Consider the following 17603-nt stretch of genomic DNA (forward strand, 5'->3'; position numbering starts at 1 on the left):
TGGCCCCGGCCCCCGGCCGCCCCCGACCTCACCGCCCCCTCCAGCCTCCCCCCTCCCCCCGCTCCCCCTCCCCCCGCTCCCCCTCCCTCCCCGCCCCCAAATGGCACGCAGTGTCATAGAACGCGGCATCATGTGACGGGTATCACCGCTCAGGTGTGACTCTCGATTTACGGCGCTTCCGGTAGCAGCGATAACCTGCGAGACGGACATGCCGCGCGCTCGGACACCGTGTGCGCTTCCCCTGTGACCCATGCGGACGTCACGTTGCCCTTCGCGGCACGCCCACGCATCCAACGAACCGCGAGATCACTGATAGGGACGGAAGCGCGTGGACCTGTTCGAGTACCAGGCGAGGGACCTCTTCGCCAAGCACGATGTACCGGTGCTGGCCGGTGAAGTCATCGACACGCCTGAGGCGGCGCGCGCAGCCACCGAGCGCCTGGGCGGCAAGTCCGTCGTCAAGGCCCAGGTGAAGGTCGGTGGCCGCGGCAAGGCCGGCGGCGTCAAGCTGGCCGCGACCCCGGACGAGGCCGTCGCCCGCGCGACGGACATCCTCGGCATGGACATCAAGGGCCACACGGTCCACAAGGTGATGATCGCCGAGACCGCGCCGGAGATCGTCGAGGAGTACTACGTCTCCTTCCTCCTCGACCGCGCCAACCGCACGTTCCTCTCCATCGCGTCCGTCGAGGGCGGCATGGACATCGAGGAGGTGGCCGCCACCCGCCCGGAGGCCGTCGCCAAGACCCCGATCGACGCCATCGACGGGGTGACCCCGCAGAAGGCCCGCGAGATCGTCGAGGCCGCGAAGTTCCCGGCCGAGGTCGCCGACAAGGTCGCCGACGTGCTGGTCACGCTGTGGGACGTCTTCATCAAGGAGGACGCCCTCCTGGTCGAGGTGAACCCGCTGGCCAAGGTCGCCTCCGGTGAGGTCCTCGCGCTCGACGGCAAGGTGTCGCTGGACGACAACGCCGAGTTCCGCCACCCGGACTTCGAGGAGCTCCACGACAAGGCCGCGGCGAACCCGCTGGAGGCCGCGGCCAAGGAGAAGAACCTCAACTACGTCAAGCTGGACGGCGAGGTCGGCATCATCGGCAACGGCGCCGGGCTGGTCATGTCCACCCTGGACGTCGTCGCGTACGCCGGTGAGAACCACGGCAACGTGAAGCCGGCGAACTTCCTGGACATCGGCGGTGGTGCCTCCGCCCAGGTGATGGCCAACGGTCTGGAGATCATCCTCGGCGACCCGGACGTCAAGTCCGTCTTCGTCAATGTCTTCGGCGGCATCACCGCGTGCGACGAGGTCGCCAACGGCATCGTCCAGGCGCTTCAGCTGCTCGCGGACCGTGGTGACGAGGTCACCAAGCCGCTGGTCGTCCGGCTGGACGGCAACAACGCCGAGCTGGGTCGCAAGATCCTCACCGACGCCAACCACCCGCTGGTGCAGCGCGTCGACACCATGGACGGCGCGGCCGACAAGGCCGCCGAGCTGGCCCACGCCGCAAAGTAAGCACTCAGGACGAGGACACCACACACCATGGCTATCTGGCTCAACAAGGACAGCAAGGTCATCGTCCAGGGCGTGACCGGCGCCACGGGCATGAAGCACACCAAGCTCATGCTGGGCGACGGCACCAACGTCGTGGGCGGCGTGAACCCGCGCAAGGCGGGGACGACCGTGGACTTCGACGGCACCGAGGTACCCGTGTTCGGGACCGTCAAGGAGGCCATCGAGCAGACCGGCGCGAACGTATCCGTGATCTTCGTACCGGAGAAGTTCACCAAGGACGCGGTCGTCGAGGCGATCGACGCGGAGATTCCGCTGGCCGTCGTGATCACCGAGGGCATCGCCGTGCACGACTCGGCGTCGTTCTGGGCGTACGCCGGCAAGAAGGGCGACAAGACCCGGATCATCGGTCCGAACTGCCCCGGCATCATCACCGTCGGCCAGTCCAACGTCGGCATCATCCCCGGCGACATCACCAAGCCGGGCCGGATCGGTCTGGTGTCGAAGTCCGGCACGCTGACGTACCAGATGATGTACGAGCTGCGGGACATCGGCTTCTCGACGGCGGTCGGCATCGGCGGTGACCCGATCATCGGCACCACCCACATCGACGCGCTCGCCGCGTTCCAGGACGACCCCGACACCGATCTGATCGTGATGATCGGTGAGATCGGCGGCGACGCCGAGGAGCGGGCCGCGGCCTTCATCAAGGACAACGTGACGAAGCCGGTCGTCGGCTATGTCGCGGGCTTCACCGCGCCCGAGGGCAAGACGATGGGCCACGCGGGTGCGATCGTGTCCGGTTCGTCCGGTACGGCGCAGGCGAAGAAGGAAGCGCTGGAGGCGGCGGGCGTGAAGGTCGGCAAGACGCCGACCGAGACGGCGCAGCTGGCCCGGGAGATCCTGGCGGGCTGACCAGCCCTTTCGAGCGAACACCGGTGGGCCCGTCCTGGGAGTTGGGACGGGCCCACCGAGTTCTCGGGGCGCCTCCAACCCCTCACGCCGCGCTCCACTCGCGCCCCCTCACCTCACCCCCTCACTCCGCCAACGGCAACACCCGCTCCGGCCCCGCGCCCACCTCCGCCTTCAGCTTCGCCCGCAGCGCGACCTGCGCCTGCGACAACGGCCCCGGCGCCGGCTTCGGCGGCACCCCCTTGACCGTCTCCCCCGGCGCGACCGGCGGCTCGTACTGCGTGGGCGCGGTCCGCAGCGTGAGCGCCGTCGCCCCGATCAGCGCCACCGTGAACGCGATGGCCGCCCGCGTCCAGAACCGCGCCCTGCGCTCCCCGGCCAGCCGCACCGGCTTCGGCTGAGCGGCGCGCAACCGCTCCGTCGACGCCAGCCGCGCCAGCCGGTCGTGCAGCGCCTCCGGATCGGCGAGGTCCGGCAACCGCTCCGCGATGCTCTCGCGCGCGTGCATCAGCCGGTTCGCCGCCGCCGGAGTGCTCGCCTCCGTCTCCGCCGCGGTCTCCGCCAGCCCCAGCCCGACCCCGTCGTAGAGGAGCAGGGTGCGGCGGTGCGGTGGCGGGAGTTCCAGCAGTGTGCCGAGCAGCGCGCGGTCCGCCGCGTCCGCCGGCGGGGCCTCCGGATGGCGGTAGCGCGGGCGGTAGCGGTGCCAGGGCGAGAGCGCGTACTCGTACGCCGCCGCCCGTACCCACCCCGCCGGGTCCCGGTCGACCGCCACCTCGGGCCAGCGCTGCCACGCCTGCTGGAACGCCCGCTCCACCGACTCCCGCGCCAGCTCCCGCCGCCCGCACAGCAGATACGCCTGCCGGACGAGGGCGGGGGCGCAGAAGGTGTAGAGCGCGTCGAACGCCTGACCGGGGGTCAGGGACGACAACGGTTCCGGGGGCGCGTCGGCCGAGACCGGCTCCGCGACCGCCGTCACCGTCTGCCCGACGGCCGGCCGCAGCGGCTGCTGACGTTCGCGTACGGGCATGGGCACTGGCTCCTGACGTGCTGTCACCTCGGTGTCCGCCTCACCGGCCGTGGTCCGGCCGCCGTCGTCGTCGCCCCGGAGCGCGCCACCCCGGGGTCCGCCACCCTCGGATCGGTCGTTCTGCGGCTGCGCCAGCCGGGCCAGCAGCTTCGCGTACGCCTCGCGCTTGCGTCCGCGCGGTGTCGTCCGGCCGTTCTCCCAGGCGCGTACCGTCTCGCGGGTGACGCCGACCTGGGTGGCCAGCTGAGCCTGGGTCAGTGAGGCGGCCTCACGCAGCCGTCGGCACTCCTTGGGCGGGGGGAGCGGAGTGGCAGGGCTCTGTGTCACAGGGCGCCCCTTCGCTCAAAAAAGTACATAAACACATATTGAGCGACACATCGGAGGTTCGCCTGTTACGGGGTGAAAGCGCGTGTCGTTGGGAGCATGGCGCTCGTGATCCCGATGACCGATCGCCCCGCCGACGGCACCACCAGCGCCCGTCCGCCGGGCCGCCCGCCCGGCCACCGCGCACCGGGCCGCCGCCGTCCGTCCCTGCCGTCGCTCGCGGCCCTGTCGTCACTCCCCACCCGACTGGCCCACCAGCTCACCCGCCGCCTCACCCCCCTCCGCGCCCACTCCCACGGCATCGTCACGAGCCTCCTCGGCGGTGCCGTCGCCGCCGGGCTCGGCCTCGGCTCCTTCGCCGTGCTGGTGACGATGATGTGGATCAGCTCGCCGTACCCCGACAGCGGCCCGGGTGGTGCCCTGCATCTCGCCGCCTCCCTCTGGCTGCTCGCGCACGGCGTCGAACTGATCCGCGCCGACACCCTCTCCGGCCTCCCCGCCCCCGTCGGCCTCACCCCGCTGCTGCTGCTCGCCCTGCCGCTCTTCCTGCTGCACCGCGCCGCCCGCGACGCCGTGGACCGCGCCGCCGAGGGCCACACCCCGTCCTCCGCCCGCACGGCGTGGACCGGAGCCGTCCTCGGCTATCTCACCGTCGGCGCCGCCGCCGCGCTCTACGCCACGGGCGGCGACCTGCGCCCCTCCTGGCCCTGGGTCCTCGGCTGCGTCCCGCTCGTCGCGGTGCTCGCCGCCGGTGCCGGGGTCTGGACGGCGTACGGCCGCCCCCATGAGCCACTGCTCGACGTGCTGGCCCTGCTGCCCCGGGCGGTGCGCCGCCGCTTCCTGCCGCCGGTGGCCCGGGAACGGTTCGGCGAGGCGGTACGGGCCGCCGCCGCCGGTACGGCGACGCTGATCGGCGGCGGTTCCCTGCTGGTCGCGGTCTCCCTGGTCGTCCACGGCTCCGCCGCCGGTGGCGCCTTCGCACAGCTGACGGAGGGCTGGTCGGGACGGTTCGCGGTGTTCCTGCTCTGTCTGGCGCTGGTCCCGAACGCCGCCGTCTGGGGCGCCGCCTACGCGCTGGGTCCCGGGTTCCTCCTCGGCGTGGGCCACGCCAGCGGACCGCTCGCCTCCGCGCCGGGCCCGCTGCTGCCCCCGTTCCCACTGCTGTCCGCCGTACCGGGCACCGGCCCCGGCACCCCCCTGACCTGGGCGACCGCCGCGGTCCCCGTGGTCGCGGGGGTCACCCTCGGCTGGTTCATGGCCGCCGCGGCCGTCCATGTCCCGGACACCGACGACGAGACGGTCTCCGAACCCGGCGCGCCCCCCTGGCCACCGCTGCCCCCCTGGTCGGCCCGGCGCACGACCTCCCTCACCCTCCTCGCGGTCCTCCTCTGCGCCGCCGCCCTCGCCCTGCTCGCCGCCCTGGCCGGCGGCCCGCTCGGCGTCGCGGCACTGGCCAGCTTCGGCCCCGTGTGGTGGCAGACGGGCGCGGCGACCCTGGCCTGGACGGCCGCCCTGGGCATCCCGACGGCCCTGACGGTACGGGCGTGGCGGCTCAGAGGCACCCGGTGCGAACAGCGCGCCGCGTCCGGGTGCGAACAACGCCCCGAGCCCACCGACCGCCCCGCCCCGAAGACCCTGGCCCCGAAAGCCCCCGCCCTGAAGGACCCGGCCCCGAAGCCGCACCCTGTACGGCCGCACCCCGTACAGCCACAGCCCACCCCGTCACAACCCCCGGCACCCACCCCGCAAACCCCGGACGCCGCCCCCGACATCCCAGGAGCGGCGCCGAGAACGGAACCCGCGGCAGCGACCGGACCCGCGGAGACCTCCGCCGCCGAAGACCCCCAGCCCGACCGCTGAGCGCGCTACCCCCCCTGCCCCAGCACATCTCTCAACTGCTCGGGCAGCAGCTGATCGCACGACTGCCGCTGCTCATTGGTGAGGGCGTCACTGCGGCAGGTGTAGTAGTCCCGGTAGACCAGCTGCGCCACGAACGTCGCCCCGACGAGGACGATCGCCAGCGCCGCCGTCACGATCCCGCTGACCGCCGCCGTGGTCTGCGGACGCCCGCTCGGCTGCGGAGCCGGATTGTCCGGGTCCGGCGTCCGGGGCTGGGCGCGCAGCGCGCTGATGCCCCAGTACAGGGCGAGCGCGCCGAGCAGCAGCGCCACATACGGCCAGCTGAACAGGGCGAAGAAGAACGCCCACATGCCGCTCAGCAGCGCGTACCGCGCGCGGCGCTGGGAGGGGTCGGTCGGGTCCCAGCGCGGACCGGGCCCACCGGAGCCGCCGCCGGGGCCCTCGGGACGGCCCCCCGGCCGCTCGCCGAAGCCGCCGCCGGAGCGGCCGGGCTGCCGGTCGCTCCACTGACTGCCCCAGCCCGGACGGCCACCGCCCTCACCACCACGCGACCCGTCCTCGGGGGACCCGGAAGACCCGGAAGACCCCGAGCCTCCCGGCGAGGCGTCCGAACCCTCCGGACCGTCCGGCCGCCGCGGCTGCCAAGGCCGGTCCGGCGTCCCCTCCGGCGGCGGTGCGAAGGGATTGTCGGCCGGCCCGGAGCGGCCGGAGCCCTCACCCCGACCCGAGGAGGCGTCCGGCGCTGACGAGGGGCGCTCCCGCAGCAGCACACCGCTGCGCCGCCCACCCCGCTCCGGCAGCGGGGTCGGCATGAGGAGTCGCGGGCTGCGGTCCGGCATCAAGTGAGCGTCATCCCTTGGTGGTTGAGGCCGATTGAGGCGTGGTCGAGAGGTGTACACAGCGGAACGGATACGGCGTGGGCGGTACGGCTGACGGTGCGGTGACCGGGCCGTCACCTTCTGAAACGCTTCGTGCCCGACGCACGTTCCCGACCCGGCTCCCCCCAGACGCTACCTTCCGGCCACGCCCCCGTCCCGTGGGGGCTGTCCGGTGTGCCGGTATCGTTGCTGGCGGTCGGCCGCTTCGTAGGCTTCCCCGTATCCAGGGGCGCGAAGCATTCGTACGAACGTACATACGGCGGTGACGACCCCGCCGGAGTCTCCGAGGGAAGGGCCGAAGCCGTGGCCGAGCGTGTCAAGCGCCTTGTCGTGCTGGTCTCCGGATCGGGCACCAATCTCCAGGCGCTGCTCGACGCCGTCGCCGAGGCCGGAACCGCCGCATACGGCGCCGAGATCGTGGCCGTGGGAGCCGACCGCGCCGGGGTGGAGGGGCTCGCCCGTGCCGAGCGCGCCGGGCTGCCGACCTTCGTGTGCCGGGTCAAGGACCACCCGAGCCGCGAGGAGTGGGACACCGCCCTCGCCGAGGCGGTCGCCGCCCATGAACCCGACCTCGTGGTGTCCGCGGGGTTCATGAAGATCGTCGGCAAGGAGTTCCTGGCCCGCTTCGGCGGCCGGTTCGTGAACACCCACCCCGCCCTGCTGCCCAGTTTTCCCGGCGCCCACGGCGTCCGTGACGCGCTCGCGTACGGCGCCAAGGTCACCGGCTGCACCGTCCACTTCGTCGACGACGGCGTCGACACCGGCCCGATCATCGCCCAGGGCGTGGTCGAGGTCCGCGACGAGGACGACGAGAGCGCGCTGCACGAGCGCATCAAGGAAGTCGAGCGAAGGCTGCTCGTCGATGTCGTGGGGCGGCTCGCCCGCAACGGCTATCGCATCGAGGGACGAAAGGTAGTTATCCAGTGACCGCCGAGAGCAACAAGCGGCCGATCCGCAGGGCGCTGGTCAGCGTCTACGACAAGACCGGCCTCGAAGAGCTGGCCCGCGGCCTGCACGAGGCGGGCGTCGCCCTCGTCTCCACCGGCTCCACGGCGGGCCGGATCGCCGCCGCCGGTGTCCCGGTCACCAAGGTCGAGGAGCTGACCGGCTTCCCCGAGTGCCTGGACGGCCGGGTCAAGACCCTGCACCCCCGGGTGCACGCAGGCATCCTCGCCGACCTGCGTCTGGACAGCCACCGCGAGCAGCTGGCCGAACTGGGCGTGGAGCCCTTCGACCTGGTCGTGGTGAACCTGTACCCGTTCCGCGAGACGGTCGCCTCCGGCGCCTCGCCCGACGAGTGCGTGGAGCAGATCGACATCGGCGGCCCCTCCATGGTCCGCGCCGCCGCCAAGAACCACCCCTCGGTGGCCGTGGTCACCAGCCCCGACCGGTACGCCGACGTCCTGGCCGCGGTCGGCGACGGCGGCTTCGACCTCGCCACCCGCAAGCGCCTTGCGGCCGAGGCGTTCCAGCACACCGCCGCCTACGACGTGGCCGTGGCGAGCTGGTTCGCGAGCGAGTACGCCCCCGTGGACGACTCCCCGTTCCCCGACTTCCTGGGCGCCACCTGGGAGCGCGAGAACACCCTGCGCTACGGCGAGAACCCGCACCAGCCGGCCGCCCTGTACGTCGACCCCGCGGGCGGCGGACTGGCCCGCGCGGAGCAGCTCCACGGCAAGGAGATGTCGTACAACAACTACACGGACACGGATGCCGCGCGCCGTGCCGCGTACGACCATGACGAGCCCTGTGTGGCGATCATCAAGCACGCCAATCCGTGTGGGATCGCGATCGGCGCGGACGTGGCGGAGGCGCACCGCAAGGCGCACGCATGTGACCCGCTCTCGGCGTTCGGCGGGGTGATCGCGGTCAACCGCCCGGTCAGCAAGGAGATGGCGGAGCAGGTCGCGGAGATCTTCACCGAGGTCATCGTGGCGCCCGACTACGAAGAGGGCGCCTTGGAGGCGCTCTCGCGGAAGAAGAACATCCGGGTGCTGAAGGCACCGGGCGCCCCCGCGAACCAGGTCGAGGTCAAGGCGGTCGACGGCGGGGCGCTGCTCCAGGTCACCGACCGCCTCCAGGCCGACGGCGACGACCCGGCGAACTGGACCCTGGCGACCGGCGAGGCCCTCGACGCCGCCGGGCTGCGCGAGCTGGCCTTCGCCTGGAAGGCGTGCCGCGCGGTGAAGTCCAACGCGATCCTGCTGGCCAAGGACGGCGCCTCGGTCGGCGTCGGCATGGGCCAGGTCAACCGCGTCGACTCCGCGAAGCTGGCGGTCGAGCGGGCGGGCGCCGAGCGGGCCGAGGGCGCCTATGCCGCGTCCGACGCCTTCTTCCCGTTCCCCGACGGCCTGGAGATCCTCACCGGGGCCGGGGTCAGGGCCGTGGTCCAGCCGGGCGGCTCGGTCCGTGACGAGCAGGTCGTGGAGGCCGCCCAGAAGGCGGGCGTGACGATGTACTTCACGGGCACCCGGCACTTCTTCCACTGACCGGCATCCCTCGCAGGGACCCGCACAGGGCGCGGAATCCGGCTCACCCCCGATGGAGCCGGAGTCCGCGCCCTGTGCCGTCACAGTGCCGTCCTTCTCGCGCGGGCGGTACCTCAGACCTCTGAGGGTCACGTCCGGCCCGGCGGCGTGTACTCCTTGAGGTAGTGGGCGATCCGGTCGGCATAGTCGCGGTACTTCGGGGGAACCCCGGCCGCGTCGTTCACCTTCTCGTACGACGTGCGGTACGCGGCGGCGATCAGCACCCTATGGTCGCCCTTCAGATCGTCGTCGATACGGGGCGCGATCCAGCAGAGGTAGCGGCCCATCGCCGGGATGGACTCGGCGGGCGGGAAGGGGGGCTCGGGGACGGACTCCAGGGGGGTGCCGTCGGCGTTCATCCACCAGCGCAGCACCCGCGGGGTCCAGCGGGCGATCCCGTACTCGTCCATGGCCGGGTCGGACAGATCGGGGTCGAAGTCGCTCTCCACCTTCAGCATCGCGGCCAGCAGAGCGGGCGTGACGTCCTCCTGCGAGCAGTCGAGCGCGGTCTCCACGATCAGCAGCCGGTAAGCGGCCGGGACGTCCCGGTCGGTCCGCAGGTACTCGGCTCCGTAGCCCGCGGCACTGGCGTCAGCGCCACCACCGGACCGTGCCCCGCCGCCGTCGGGACCGCCGCCGGTCCAGGTGGCCAGTCCGTACGCCAGTGCCGCGACCGCGCCCGCGGTGAGCACGGCAAGCGCCTGCGCGGGCCGGGAGCGGCGCAGCCGCCGCAGCGGCGGCCGCCACCGGCGGCGGCCCCGGACGGTGCTTCCCGCGGCCGTCCCGACCCGGGGCAGCAACGCGTCCACCGGGACCCGGTCGGCGTGGGTACGGGCCAGACAGTCACGGACGATCTCCCGCCAGGCGTCCGGGAGTTCCGGCGACAGCCGCAGCTCGTCGGTGCCGCGGGCGTAGGCGAGGGCCGCGTCCCGGCGGGCGGTCGGTGTGCCGCCGGGCAGCGGATAGGAGCCGGTCAGCACCAGGTGGGCGAGTACACCGAAGGCCCAGATGTCGGCGGACGGACGGATGCGCCGCCCGCGTTCGCCGATCTCCGACCAGAGCAGTTCGGGCGGGGTGTAGTCGGGGGTGGAGAAGGCGGGCGTGTAGGCGTGGGTGCCCTCCAGCTCGGCCGCCATGTTGAAGTCGGCGAGCCGGGCCGAACCGTCCCTCATCAGCAGCACATTGGCCGGTTTCAGATCCCCGTGCACCCAGTCCGCGCGGTGCAGCTGGGCCAGTCCCTCGCAGATCTGCGCGAGCAGCGCGGGCCCGGCGGCGGGGCGGGCGTCCTCGCCGAGCAGCCCGGCGAGCGAGGTCTCGGCCCGCTCCAGGACGAGCACGGTGGCGCCGTCCAGCTCGGGACGGTCCGGGTCGTCCACGGTGAAGGTCTCGTACATCCGGATCAGCCGGGGGTGGCGCAGTCTGCGGTGCAGGGCGAGTTCCCGCTCCACCAGATCGCGCAGATGGGCCAGTTGGCGGGGCGTACTGGTGCCGGTCGGCAGGAACTTCAGGGCGGCGGTCCGGGGCAGGTCGGCGGGGCGCTGGGGCGAGGATTGCGCCGAGGGCTGCCCGGAGGGGTGTGCGGGGGATTGCGGCGAAGGCTGCGCGGCGGGCTGCCCGGGGGATCGCGGCGAGGGCTCTGTGGCGGGCCGCGCGGGGTCCCCGGTGGGCGGGGCCGACGGCGTCCCGGTGGCCGGGCCGGACACGCGCCGGGCCTCGTAGACGCTGCCGAAGGCGCCGGTCGCGATCGGGGCCCGCACCTCCCAGTCGCCCACCCGGTAACCGGCCGGGACCGGGACCGCGTACGGCTCGGTCACCGCTCGGTCCGCTCGGCCCGTCCCGCCCGCTCGGCCCGCTCATCGGCCACGGGGGCGGGCGCGGGGAGGGGCAGGGGGGTGGTGAGCACCCCGAGGTCGGACTCCCGTACCAGGTCGAAGCGGAGCGCCAGGGAGACCAGGGACTCCTTCTTGCCGTTCAGCCGAGGACCGGTGTCGGCGGTGTCGGGGCCGGGTTTCAGCCGCAGCTTCACCGCCAGGTAGTCGATGTTCCACTGCACGGAGGTGCGGGACGCGGCCGGCCACACCGGACGCAGCCGCTCCACCACCTGCTCCGTGGTCGGCAGCGGGGCGTGCGGCACCCCGCGCAGCCGGGGCTCGCACAGCGCGGCCAGCACCGCGAAGTACCGCTTGCCGCGGTCCACCGAGAACGCGGGGGCGGTGGTCTCGCCGTCCAGACCGTCGTCGGTGCGCACCACGTCGTGGCGCGGCGCCCACACCTCGAGCGGCAGCAGATCGCCCGCCGCGGGCAGCACGATCCGGGAGAACTCGAACGGAACGGGGGCGTCCAGCCGCCCGGCGGCGACCTTGATGTGCTCCCCGGCGCCCTCGGGGTTCTCGACCACGTACGTCTGGTTGCGGCTGAGGTTGCTGAGTATCCAGTACGCGCCCTGGGCGGTGATCTCACCGGCGCGGCGGGAGACGCCCTCGTGCCCGATCTCCACGTCGTTGCCGGGGGCCCGGCCGAAGGTGATGCGTTCGCCCGGAGCGATCCGGAGCTGGTCCCGCTCCGGCTGCCCGGGAGTGGTCGGCGGCGGCGGTACCACGATGATGCTGTACAACTGCGTCTCCCCGTGCGCGACAGCTACGGGGGCCAGCGTAAGCGCGACGCACCAGGGCCGTGTCCCCCCTTGCGCGGGGTGGGACACGGCCCTTGAAGTGTTTGGCGTGAATGCGTCGTACAGCCGCGTGGACGGCTGACATACGGCGGACATACGGCGGTCGTACGGCGGCGTGGACGCCGGACATACGGCCGCGCGTACGGACGCCGGACATACGGCGCCGGTCCGCGCTCAGTACCGGGGACGGTTGAACCACGCCTTGCCGTTGGTGTTGCCGGCGAAGACGGCGATCAGGATGCCGAGCACCAGGTGGATGATGCCCGCGATGGTGAACGGGTAGACGGCGAGCACGGCCGTCAGGATGCCGAACACCAGGATCGTCACCCGGGTGCCGTTGGTGCCGGAGGTGAACTTGGTGGCGAGGATGACCGCCCAGACCAGCCAGGCCAGCGCCAGCGCGGCGAAGCCCCACAGCACACCGGTCGGGTAGTCGGCGATCGCCTCGAAGGCCGGGTCGTCCTGGGCCTGGTCCACGGCGATCGCGGAGAAGCCGAACAGCACCACGCCGATGGCCTGGAGTCCGACGATCACCCACATCAGGGTCCGGGCGGTGGAGACCGTGCCCGGCATGGTGGTCGGGGCGGGGGGTCCGCCGTACGGGCTGACCGGCGGCGCCTGCGGGTAGCCGTAGCCCTGGTTGGGCGGCTGCTGGCCGTAGGGCTGCTGACCGCCCTGCGGAGCGCCGTAAGGATTGTTCTGATCGCCGAAACTCATGGCGGGGTTTCCTCCGTTGTTCCTTGTGCGGGGACGGCGCGGGCGGCGCGTCGCGGAGGAAGGGCTGCACAGAATGCGGTCTCGTCCCCCCGGTACTGCCCGCGGCACTGTGCCTCTCATCGTTCTTCAGCCGCCGCGGGATTGTCCAGCCACGGGCGGGATGCGTTGTGCAAGTGCAACATCACCGATCTTGGGAGGAACCGTATGGATAGCGGAACGGATAGCGGAACAGATAGGGCAACGGATCACGGAAGGGATCAGGGAAGGGATCTCGGGGCGAGCCGCCAGGGGTGGGCGTCACGCACCCGGATTGGAACACCGGGCCGGTCATCCGGGAGGATGGGCCCATGACCGCCCAGATTCTCGATGGCAAGGCCACCGCAGCCGCGATCAAGTCCGATCTGACCGCCCGAGTGGCGGCGCTGAAGGAGAAGGGCGTCACGCCCGGCCTCGGCACGATCCTGGTCGGGGACGACCCCGGCAGCCGCAAGTACGTCGCGGGCAAGCACCGCGACTGCGCCCAGGTCGGTATCTCCTCCCTCCAGCGCGAGCTGCCCGCCACGGCGACCCAGGAGGAGATCGAGGCGGTCGTCCGCGAGCTGAACGAGGACCCGGCCTGCACCGGCTACATCGTGCAGCTGCCGCTCCCCCGGGGCATCGACGAGAACCGTGTCCTGGAGCTGATGGACCCGGACAAGGACGCCGACGGACTGCACCCCATGAACCTCGGCCGGCTCGTCCTCAACGAGCCCGCCCCCCTGCCCTGCACCCCCAACGGCATCCTCACCCTGCTGCGCCGCCACGGCGTGGAGATCAAGGGCGCCGAGGTGGTGGTCGTCGGCCGCGGTGTCACCATCGGCCGTCCGATGCCCCTGCTCCTCACCCGCCGCTCGGAGAACGCCACGGTGACCCAGTGCCACACCGGCACCCGTGATCTCTCCGCCCACCTCCGGCGCGCCGACATCATCGTCGCCGCGGCGGGCTCCGCCCATCTGGTGCGGGCCGAGGACGTCAAGCCGGGCGCCGCCGTACTGGACGTCGGTGTCTCGCGCAACGCCGAGGGCAAGATCGTCGGCGATGTCCACCCGGACGTGGCCGAGGTGGCCGGTTTCCTGTCCCCCAATCCCGGCGGGGTCGGCCCGATGACCCGGGCCCAGTTGCTGGTCAACGTGGTCGAGGCGGCGGAGCGCAGTGTCGGCTGACGGCAGGACCGAGGAGCGGCGCCCCGACACCGGTGGCGCCGCCGAGGACGACGGCCTCGCGGTGACCGACGCGGTCAGCGCGCCCGACGCCGAGGGCCGGCCGCGCCGGACCACCCGGCGCTTCCCGCTGTTCACCCGGGACACCGCCCGCCCCGAGGGCGGCGGCCGGGCGGCGGGCGGCGCCGCCCCCGCCCCGGCCCGCCAGTGGCCGATGCTCCTGGTGCTCTCCCTGGTCGGCCTCGGCCTGCTGATCACCGCCCTCGACGTGTTCCGCTACGGCACGCTGCTGATCGGCGTCGGGCTGCTGGCCGGAGCGGTCCTGCGGTTCGTGCTGCCCGGCGTCGGCATGCTCGCCGTCCGCTCCCGCTTCACCGACATCGTGACGTACGGGGTGCTGGGGCTGTCGATCGTGCTGCTGGCGCTGATGGCGCAGCCGAGACCCTTGCTGGAGATCCCGTTCCTCAAGGACACGCTGCACTTCACGGTCGAGTAGCGGGGCCGCTTTCCGGACTCCCGGGAAGGGGGGGCCCTTGGGTGGCTGAAGGGGGTCCTTGGGCGGCTGTGTGGGCCCTGTGGCACGGAAGTGACCATTCCGCTACGGTGTCCGCGCCTCGTGAAGCTAATCTCTTTACGGGTTAATGTGATGAATCGGGGCGTCCGGGGCGCCTCTGTGTGTCTTCATGGGTATCGATGAAGTCCCCACTGTGTGCGTCCCCATGGTCCCTGGTGGACCGGGGTCCCGCCGGACCGGACCGTTACCGGTGGGAGACTGGACCACGGGTCATCGGGCGTGCGACGGTGCATGCCCGCGGCTCCCGTGCTCCCGTGCGCCCCCACCCCGGGAAACTGAGATCCTGATCAGGCGCCTCCCTGTGGGTAGCCAGACCGGGGCTCGGCGTCAGGGCATCTCGCGCGGGGGAACGACCAGCATGTACCGGGGGGAAGAGGGGGGAAGCAATGCCTCGTTGGAAGGCACTGCCCGATGAACTCGATCCACAGATCAGGGAGTTCACCAGCCAGCTCCGTCGACTGGTGGACCGCAGTGGGCTGAATGTCGCCGCCGTCGCCGACCGCACCGGCTACAGCAAGACGTCCTGGGAGCGTTACCTCAACGGGCGGCTGCTCGCGCCCAAGGGCGCGATCGTCGCCCTCGCCGAGGTCACCGGCACCAATCCGGTCCACCTGACCACCATGTGGGAGCTGGCCGAACGCGCCTGGAGCCGCTCCGAGATGCGGCACGACATGACCATGGAGGCCATCCGGATCTCCCAGGCCCGTGCCGCGCTCAGCGAGTTCGGCGCGCAGCCGGGGAAGGCCAAGGGGAGGTCTTCCCGCAGGAGCGGCGGCGGTGGCGAGGGTGACAGCGGCGGTGGCGGTGGCGGTGGCGGTGGTCGTGGCGCGGCTGTGACGCCGGGTATCGCGGGTCCGGCCGGGGTGTCGCCCACGGTGCCGCGGCAGCCGTCGGACTCGGAGCGGGAGCCGGGGTTCCGGCGGTCGCCGGAGGCCCAGCGGTCGCCGGAGGCCCAGCGGTCGTCCGGGGTCCAGCAGCCGTCCGGACCCCGTCATTCCGGGGGGCAGCGGCGGGGGGAGGGTCCACGGGATGCCGCCGAGCTGCGGGCCGAGGAGGCGTCCAGGACTTCGGGTGTCGCGGGTGTCTCGGGTACGTCCGGCGGGGACGGTGCCGCCGATGCCGTGAACTCGTGGAAGCTGGCCGGGTACCAGGGGCCGTCGCGGGCCGGTGGGCGTACCGCGCCCCAGGGGGCGGCCACACCGCCGTCGGGGTCGCCGTCGGTGGGGGCGTACGGGAGTTCCCCCGGGGGGTACGGGGCTGCCGGTGCCGGTGTGGGCGCTGGTGTCGGTGCCGGTTCGTACGGTGAGCCGCCCTCGGGTGGACCCCGGGACTCCGGAGGCGGCGGCAAGCGGCGGATGACGATGTTCCTCGCCGGTGTCGTGGGCGTACTGGTCGTGGTCGCCGGGGCGTTCTACCTGACCAGGGACGACGGCAAGGGCGACGAGAACGCCGAGCCCAAGCCCAGTCCGACCCCCTCCGTCAGTGTCGAACTGCCGCCCGGCGTCGAGTGCAGCGGGGCGAGCTGCGCGGGCAAGGACGCCGAGGCCATGGGGTGCAGCGGCGAGCTGGTCACCACCACCGCGTCCGCCGTGGTCGGCACCACCACCCTGGAGGTCCGTTACAGCAAGACCTGCCAGGCCGCGTGGGGCCGGATCACCTTGGGCACCACCGGCGACAAGGTCGACATCAGCGCGGGCGGCGACCAGCGGAACGGCGGCATCACCGAGGCCGGGGACACCAGCGCGTACACCCCGATGGTCGCGGTGAAGGACGCCGAGCAGGCCGTGGCGTGCGCGACGCTGGCGACCGGTGAGCAGGGCTGCACGCAGTAGGACGGCGCGGAGTTGAGCAGAGCGCAGCAGCGGCCCTTCTCGGGTGGGGGAGCGCGGATCGGGCGGTCCGGTATCGCCGGTTTGCGGGGAGATGGTGAGGCGCTGACGGCGGGATTCACCCGTACGAGTTAATCGATCGGTGCATGGCCGTCCGTGCGTCGGGAAGGCGGACGGTACCCCCACGGGACTCCGGTGACGGAACCCCACCCGGGCGACCGCTCCGTCCCTCTCTCCCGGACGGGCGGTCGCCCTTTTCGCCTCTCTCCCCTGTCTCTTTCCCATCCCCTCGGCGTCGGTAGCGCGGCGCTGTGGGATCGGCCACAGGACCCGGGCCCGCCCGGACGGGGGATGCGCGATAGCCTGACCGCTGGATCTCTCTTGACGCCAAGAGATCGATCATCCGCCCGGGGCAGGGACGCCCCACCGCCAGCTGTCATACGGAGAACGCCATGACCCGCACTCCCGTGAACGTCACCGTCACCGGCGCGGCCGGCCAGATCGGTTACGCCCTGCTCTTCCGCATCGCCTCCGGCCAGCTGCTCGGCGCGGACGTGCCGGTCAAGCTGCGTCTGCTGGAGATCACCCCGGCGCTCAAGGCCGCCGAGGGCACGGCGATGGAGCTGGACGACTGCGCGTTCCCGCTGCTCCAGGGCATCGACATCTCGGACGACCCGAACGTGGCCTTCGACGGCTCCAACGTCGCCCTGCTGGTCGGCGCCCGTCCGCGCACCAAGGGCATGGAGCGCGGCGACCTGCTGGAGGCCAACGGCGGCATCTTCAAGCCGCAGGGCAAGGCCATCAACGACCACGCCGCGGACGACATCAAGGTGCTGGTGGTCGGCAACCCGGCCAACACCAACGCGCTGATCGCCCAGGCCGCGGCGCCGGACGTACCGGCCGAGCGGTTCACCGCGATGACCCGGCTCGACCACAACCGCGCGCTCACCCAGCTCGCGAAGAAGACGGGCACGCCGGTCTCCGAGATCAAGCGGCTGACGATCTGGGGCAACCACTCCGCGACCCAGTACCCGGACATCTTCCACGCGACCCTCGCCGGGAAGAACGCGGCCGAGGTCGTCAACGACGAGCAGTGGCTCGCCGACGACTTCATCCCGACCGTCGCCAAACGCGGCGCCGCGATCATCGAGGCCCGCGGTGCGTCCTCCGCCGCCTCCGCCGCCAACGCCGCCATCGACCATGTGTACAGCTGGGTCAACGGCACCGACGAGGGCGACTGGGTCTCCATGGGCATCCCGTCCGACGGGTCCTACGGTGTCGCCGAGGGGCTCATCTCCTCCTTCCCGGTCACCTGCGAGAACGGGACGTACAAGATCGTCCAGGGGCTGGAGATCAATGACTTCTCGCGGGCGCGGATCGACGCGTCCGTGAAGGAGCTGGCGGAGGAGCGCGAGGCCGTGCGTGGCCTCGGGCTCATCTGACCCCGGCTCACCGTCGTACCGATCCCCGGACCGCCGCCACGGTCCGGGGATCGTCGTATGTACGGACCATGGGGGCGGGGGCGCGTGGGTGGTGTGTGGGTGGTCTGTGGGCGCTCTGCGCGCGGGTGGTGGGCA

Annotated in this window: 14 protein-coding genes; 9 read left to right on the forward strand and 5 right to left on the reverse strand. The window is 72.4% G+C overall.

Annotated features, from left to right (window positions below; genetic code table 11):
* Positions 1–328: 328 nt before the first annotated feature.
* Positions 329–1510, forward strand: coding sequence for an ADP-forming succinate--CoA ligase subunit beta (gene sucC, locus AB0D49_RS03130; RefSeq protein WP_362749774.1), 1182 nt, complete (start codon positions 329–331; stop codon positions 1508–1510).
* A gap of 27 nt (positions 1511–1537) precedes the next feature.
* Positions 1538–2422 (forward strand): succinate--CoA ligase subunit alpha, encoded by an 885-nt coding sequence (gene sucD, locus AB0D49_RS03135; protein ID WP_362749777.1) that lies wholly within the window; start codon positions 1538–1540, stop codon positions 2420–2422.
* A gap of 121 nt (positions 2423–2543) precedes the next feature.
* Here sucD and AB0D49_RS03140 read toward each other — a convergent pair whose 3' ends face one another.
* Positions 2544–3773 (reverse strand): helix-turn-helix domain-containing protein, encoded by a 1230-nt coding sequence (locus AB0D49_RS03140; protein WP_362749780.1) that lies wholly within the window; start codon positions 3771–3773, stop codon positions 2544–2546.
* Positions 3774–3869: 96 nt separating this feature from the next.
* Between AB0D49_RS03140 and AB0D49_RS03145 the strand changes: the two genes are divergently transcribed.
* Entirely contained in the window at positions 3870–5630 is a 1761-nt protein-coding gene (locus AB0D49_RS03145; RefSeq protein ID WP_362749783.1) for a DUF6350 family protein, read from the forward strand.
* A 5-nt stretch (positions 5631–5635) separates the two neighbouring features.
* Here the strand turns inward: AB0D49_RS03145 and AB0D49_RS03150 are convergent, their stop codons facing one another.
* Entirely contained in the window at positions 5636–6469 is an 834-nt protein-coding gene (locus tag AB0D49_RS03150; protein ID WP_362749786.1) for a hypothetical protein, read from the reverse strand.
* A 342-nt stretch (positions 6470–6811) separates the two neighbouring features.
* Here AB0D49_RS03150 and purN point away from each other — a divergent pair, with 342 nt between their 5' ends.
* Positions 6812–7435 carry a phosphoribosylglycinamide formyltransferase gene (purN, locus tag AB0D49_RS03155; protein WP_362749789.1) on the forward strand — a complete coding sequence of 208 codons (624 nt, stop codon included), beginning with the start codon at positions 6812–6814 and terminating at the stop codon, positions 7433–7435.
* On the forward strand, positions 7432–8997 hold the full coding sequence (purH, locus tag AB0D49_RS03160; RefSeq protein WP_362749792.1) for a bifunctional phosphoribosylaminoimidazolecarboxamide formyltransferase/IMP cyclohydrolase: 1566 nt from the start codon (positions 7432–7434) through the stop codon (positions 8995–8997). The genes purN and purH overlap by 4 nt, the downstream gene beginning before the upstream one ends.
* A 128-nt stretch (positions 8998–9125) precedes the next feature.
* Here purH and AB0D49_RS03165 read toward each other — a convergent pair whose 3' ends face one another.
* From AB0D49_RS03165 to AB0D49_RS03175, 3 genes are all read right to left on the reverse strand, one after another.
* The gene (locus AB0D49_RS03165; protein ID WP_362749795.1) at positions 9126–10850 is read right to left on the reverse strand and encodes a protein kinase; all 1725 of its coding nucleotides are present in this window, start codon (positions 10848–10850) and stop codon (positions 9126–9128) included.
* A complete protein-coding gene (locus AB0D49_RS03170) occupies positions 10847–11650 on the reverse strand; it encodes an FHA domain-containing protein (RefSeq protein WP_362749798.1) in 804 nt (267 codons plus the stop codon). The genes AB0D49_RS03165 and AB0D49_RS03170 overlap by 4 nt, the downstream gene beginning before the upstream one ends.
* Positions 11651–11881: 231 nt before the next feature.
* A complete protein-coding gene (locus AB0D49_RS03175) occupies positions 11882–12424 on the reverse strand; it encodes a hypothetical protein (RefSeq protein WP_362749801.1) in 543 nt (180 codons plus the stop codon).
* Positions 12425–12771: 347 nt separating this feature from the next.
* Between AB0D49_RS03175 and AB0D49_RS03180 the strand changes: the two genes are divergently transcribed.
* The 4 genes from AB0D49_RS03180 (at position 12772) to AB0D49_RS03195 (ending at position 17468) form a co-directional block, all read left to right on the forward strand.
* Positions 12772–13626, forward strand: a complete 855-nt coding sequence (locus tag AB0D49_RS03180; RefSeq protein WP_362749804.1) for a bifunctional methylenetetrahydrofolate dehydrogenase/methenyltetrahydrofolate cyclohydrolase — start codon at positions 12772–12774, stop codon at positions 13624–13626.
* A 61-nt stretch (positions 13627–13687) separates the two neighbouring features.
* Positions 13688–14119, forward strand: coding sequence for a DUF3017 domain-containing protein (locus tag AB0D49_RS03185; protein WP_362750741.1), 432 nt, complete (start codon positions 13688–13690; stop codon positions 14117–14119).
* 464 nt (positions 14120–14583) lie between these two features.
* Positions 14584–16029 (forward strand): DUF2690 domain-containing protein, encoded by a 1446-nt coding sequence (locus AB0D49_RS03190; protein WP_362749807.1) that lies wholly within the window; start codon positions 14584–14586, stop codon positions 16027–16029.
* A 449-nt stretch (positions 16030–16478) separates the two neighbouring features.
* Positions 16479–17468 (forward strand): malate dehydrogenase, encoded by a 990-nt coding sequence (locus tag AB0D49_RS03195; RefSeq protein WP_362749810.1) that lies wholly within the window; start codon positions 16479–16481, stop codon positions 17466–17468.
* The last annotated feature ends 135 nt before the right edge of the window (positions 17469–17603 follow it).

The organism is Streptomyces sp. NPDC048290, assembly GCF_040652095.1.
GTDB lineage: Bacteria > Actinomycetota > Actinomycetes > Streptomycetales > Streptomycetaceae > Streptomyces.

Coding starts and splice junctions, on each gene's coding strand:
- AB0D49_RS03145 (WP_362749783.1), top strand. CDS start 3,870: ATGGCGCTCGTGATCCCGATGACCGATCGCCCCGCCGACGGCACCACC.
- AB0D49_RS03195 (WP_362749810.1), top strand. CDS start 16,479: ATGACCCGCACTCCCGTGAACGTCACCGTCACCGGCGCGGCCGGCCAG.
- AB0D49_RS03180 (WP_362749804.1), top strand. CDS start 12,772: ATGACCGCCCAGATTCTCGATGGCAAGGCCACCGCAGCCGCGATCAAG.
- sucD (WP_362749777.1), top strand. CDS start 1,538: ATGGCTATCTGGCTCAACAAGGACAGCAAGGTCATCGTCCAGGGCGTG.
- AB0D49_RS03190 (WP_362749807.1), top strand. CDS start 14,584: ATGCCTCGTTGGAAGGCACTGCCCGATGAACTCGATCCACAGATCAGG.
- AB0D49_RS03175 (WP_362749801.1), bottom strand. CDS start 12,424: ATGAGTTTCGGCGATCAGAACAATCCTTACGGCGCTCCGCAGGGCGGT.
- AB0D49_RS03150 (WP_362749786.1), bottom strand. CDS start 6,469: ATGCCGGACCGCAGCCCGCGACTCCTCATGCCGACCCCGCTGCCGGAG.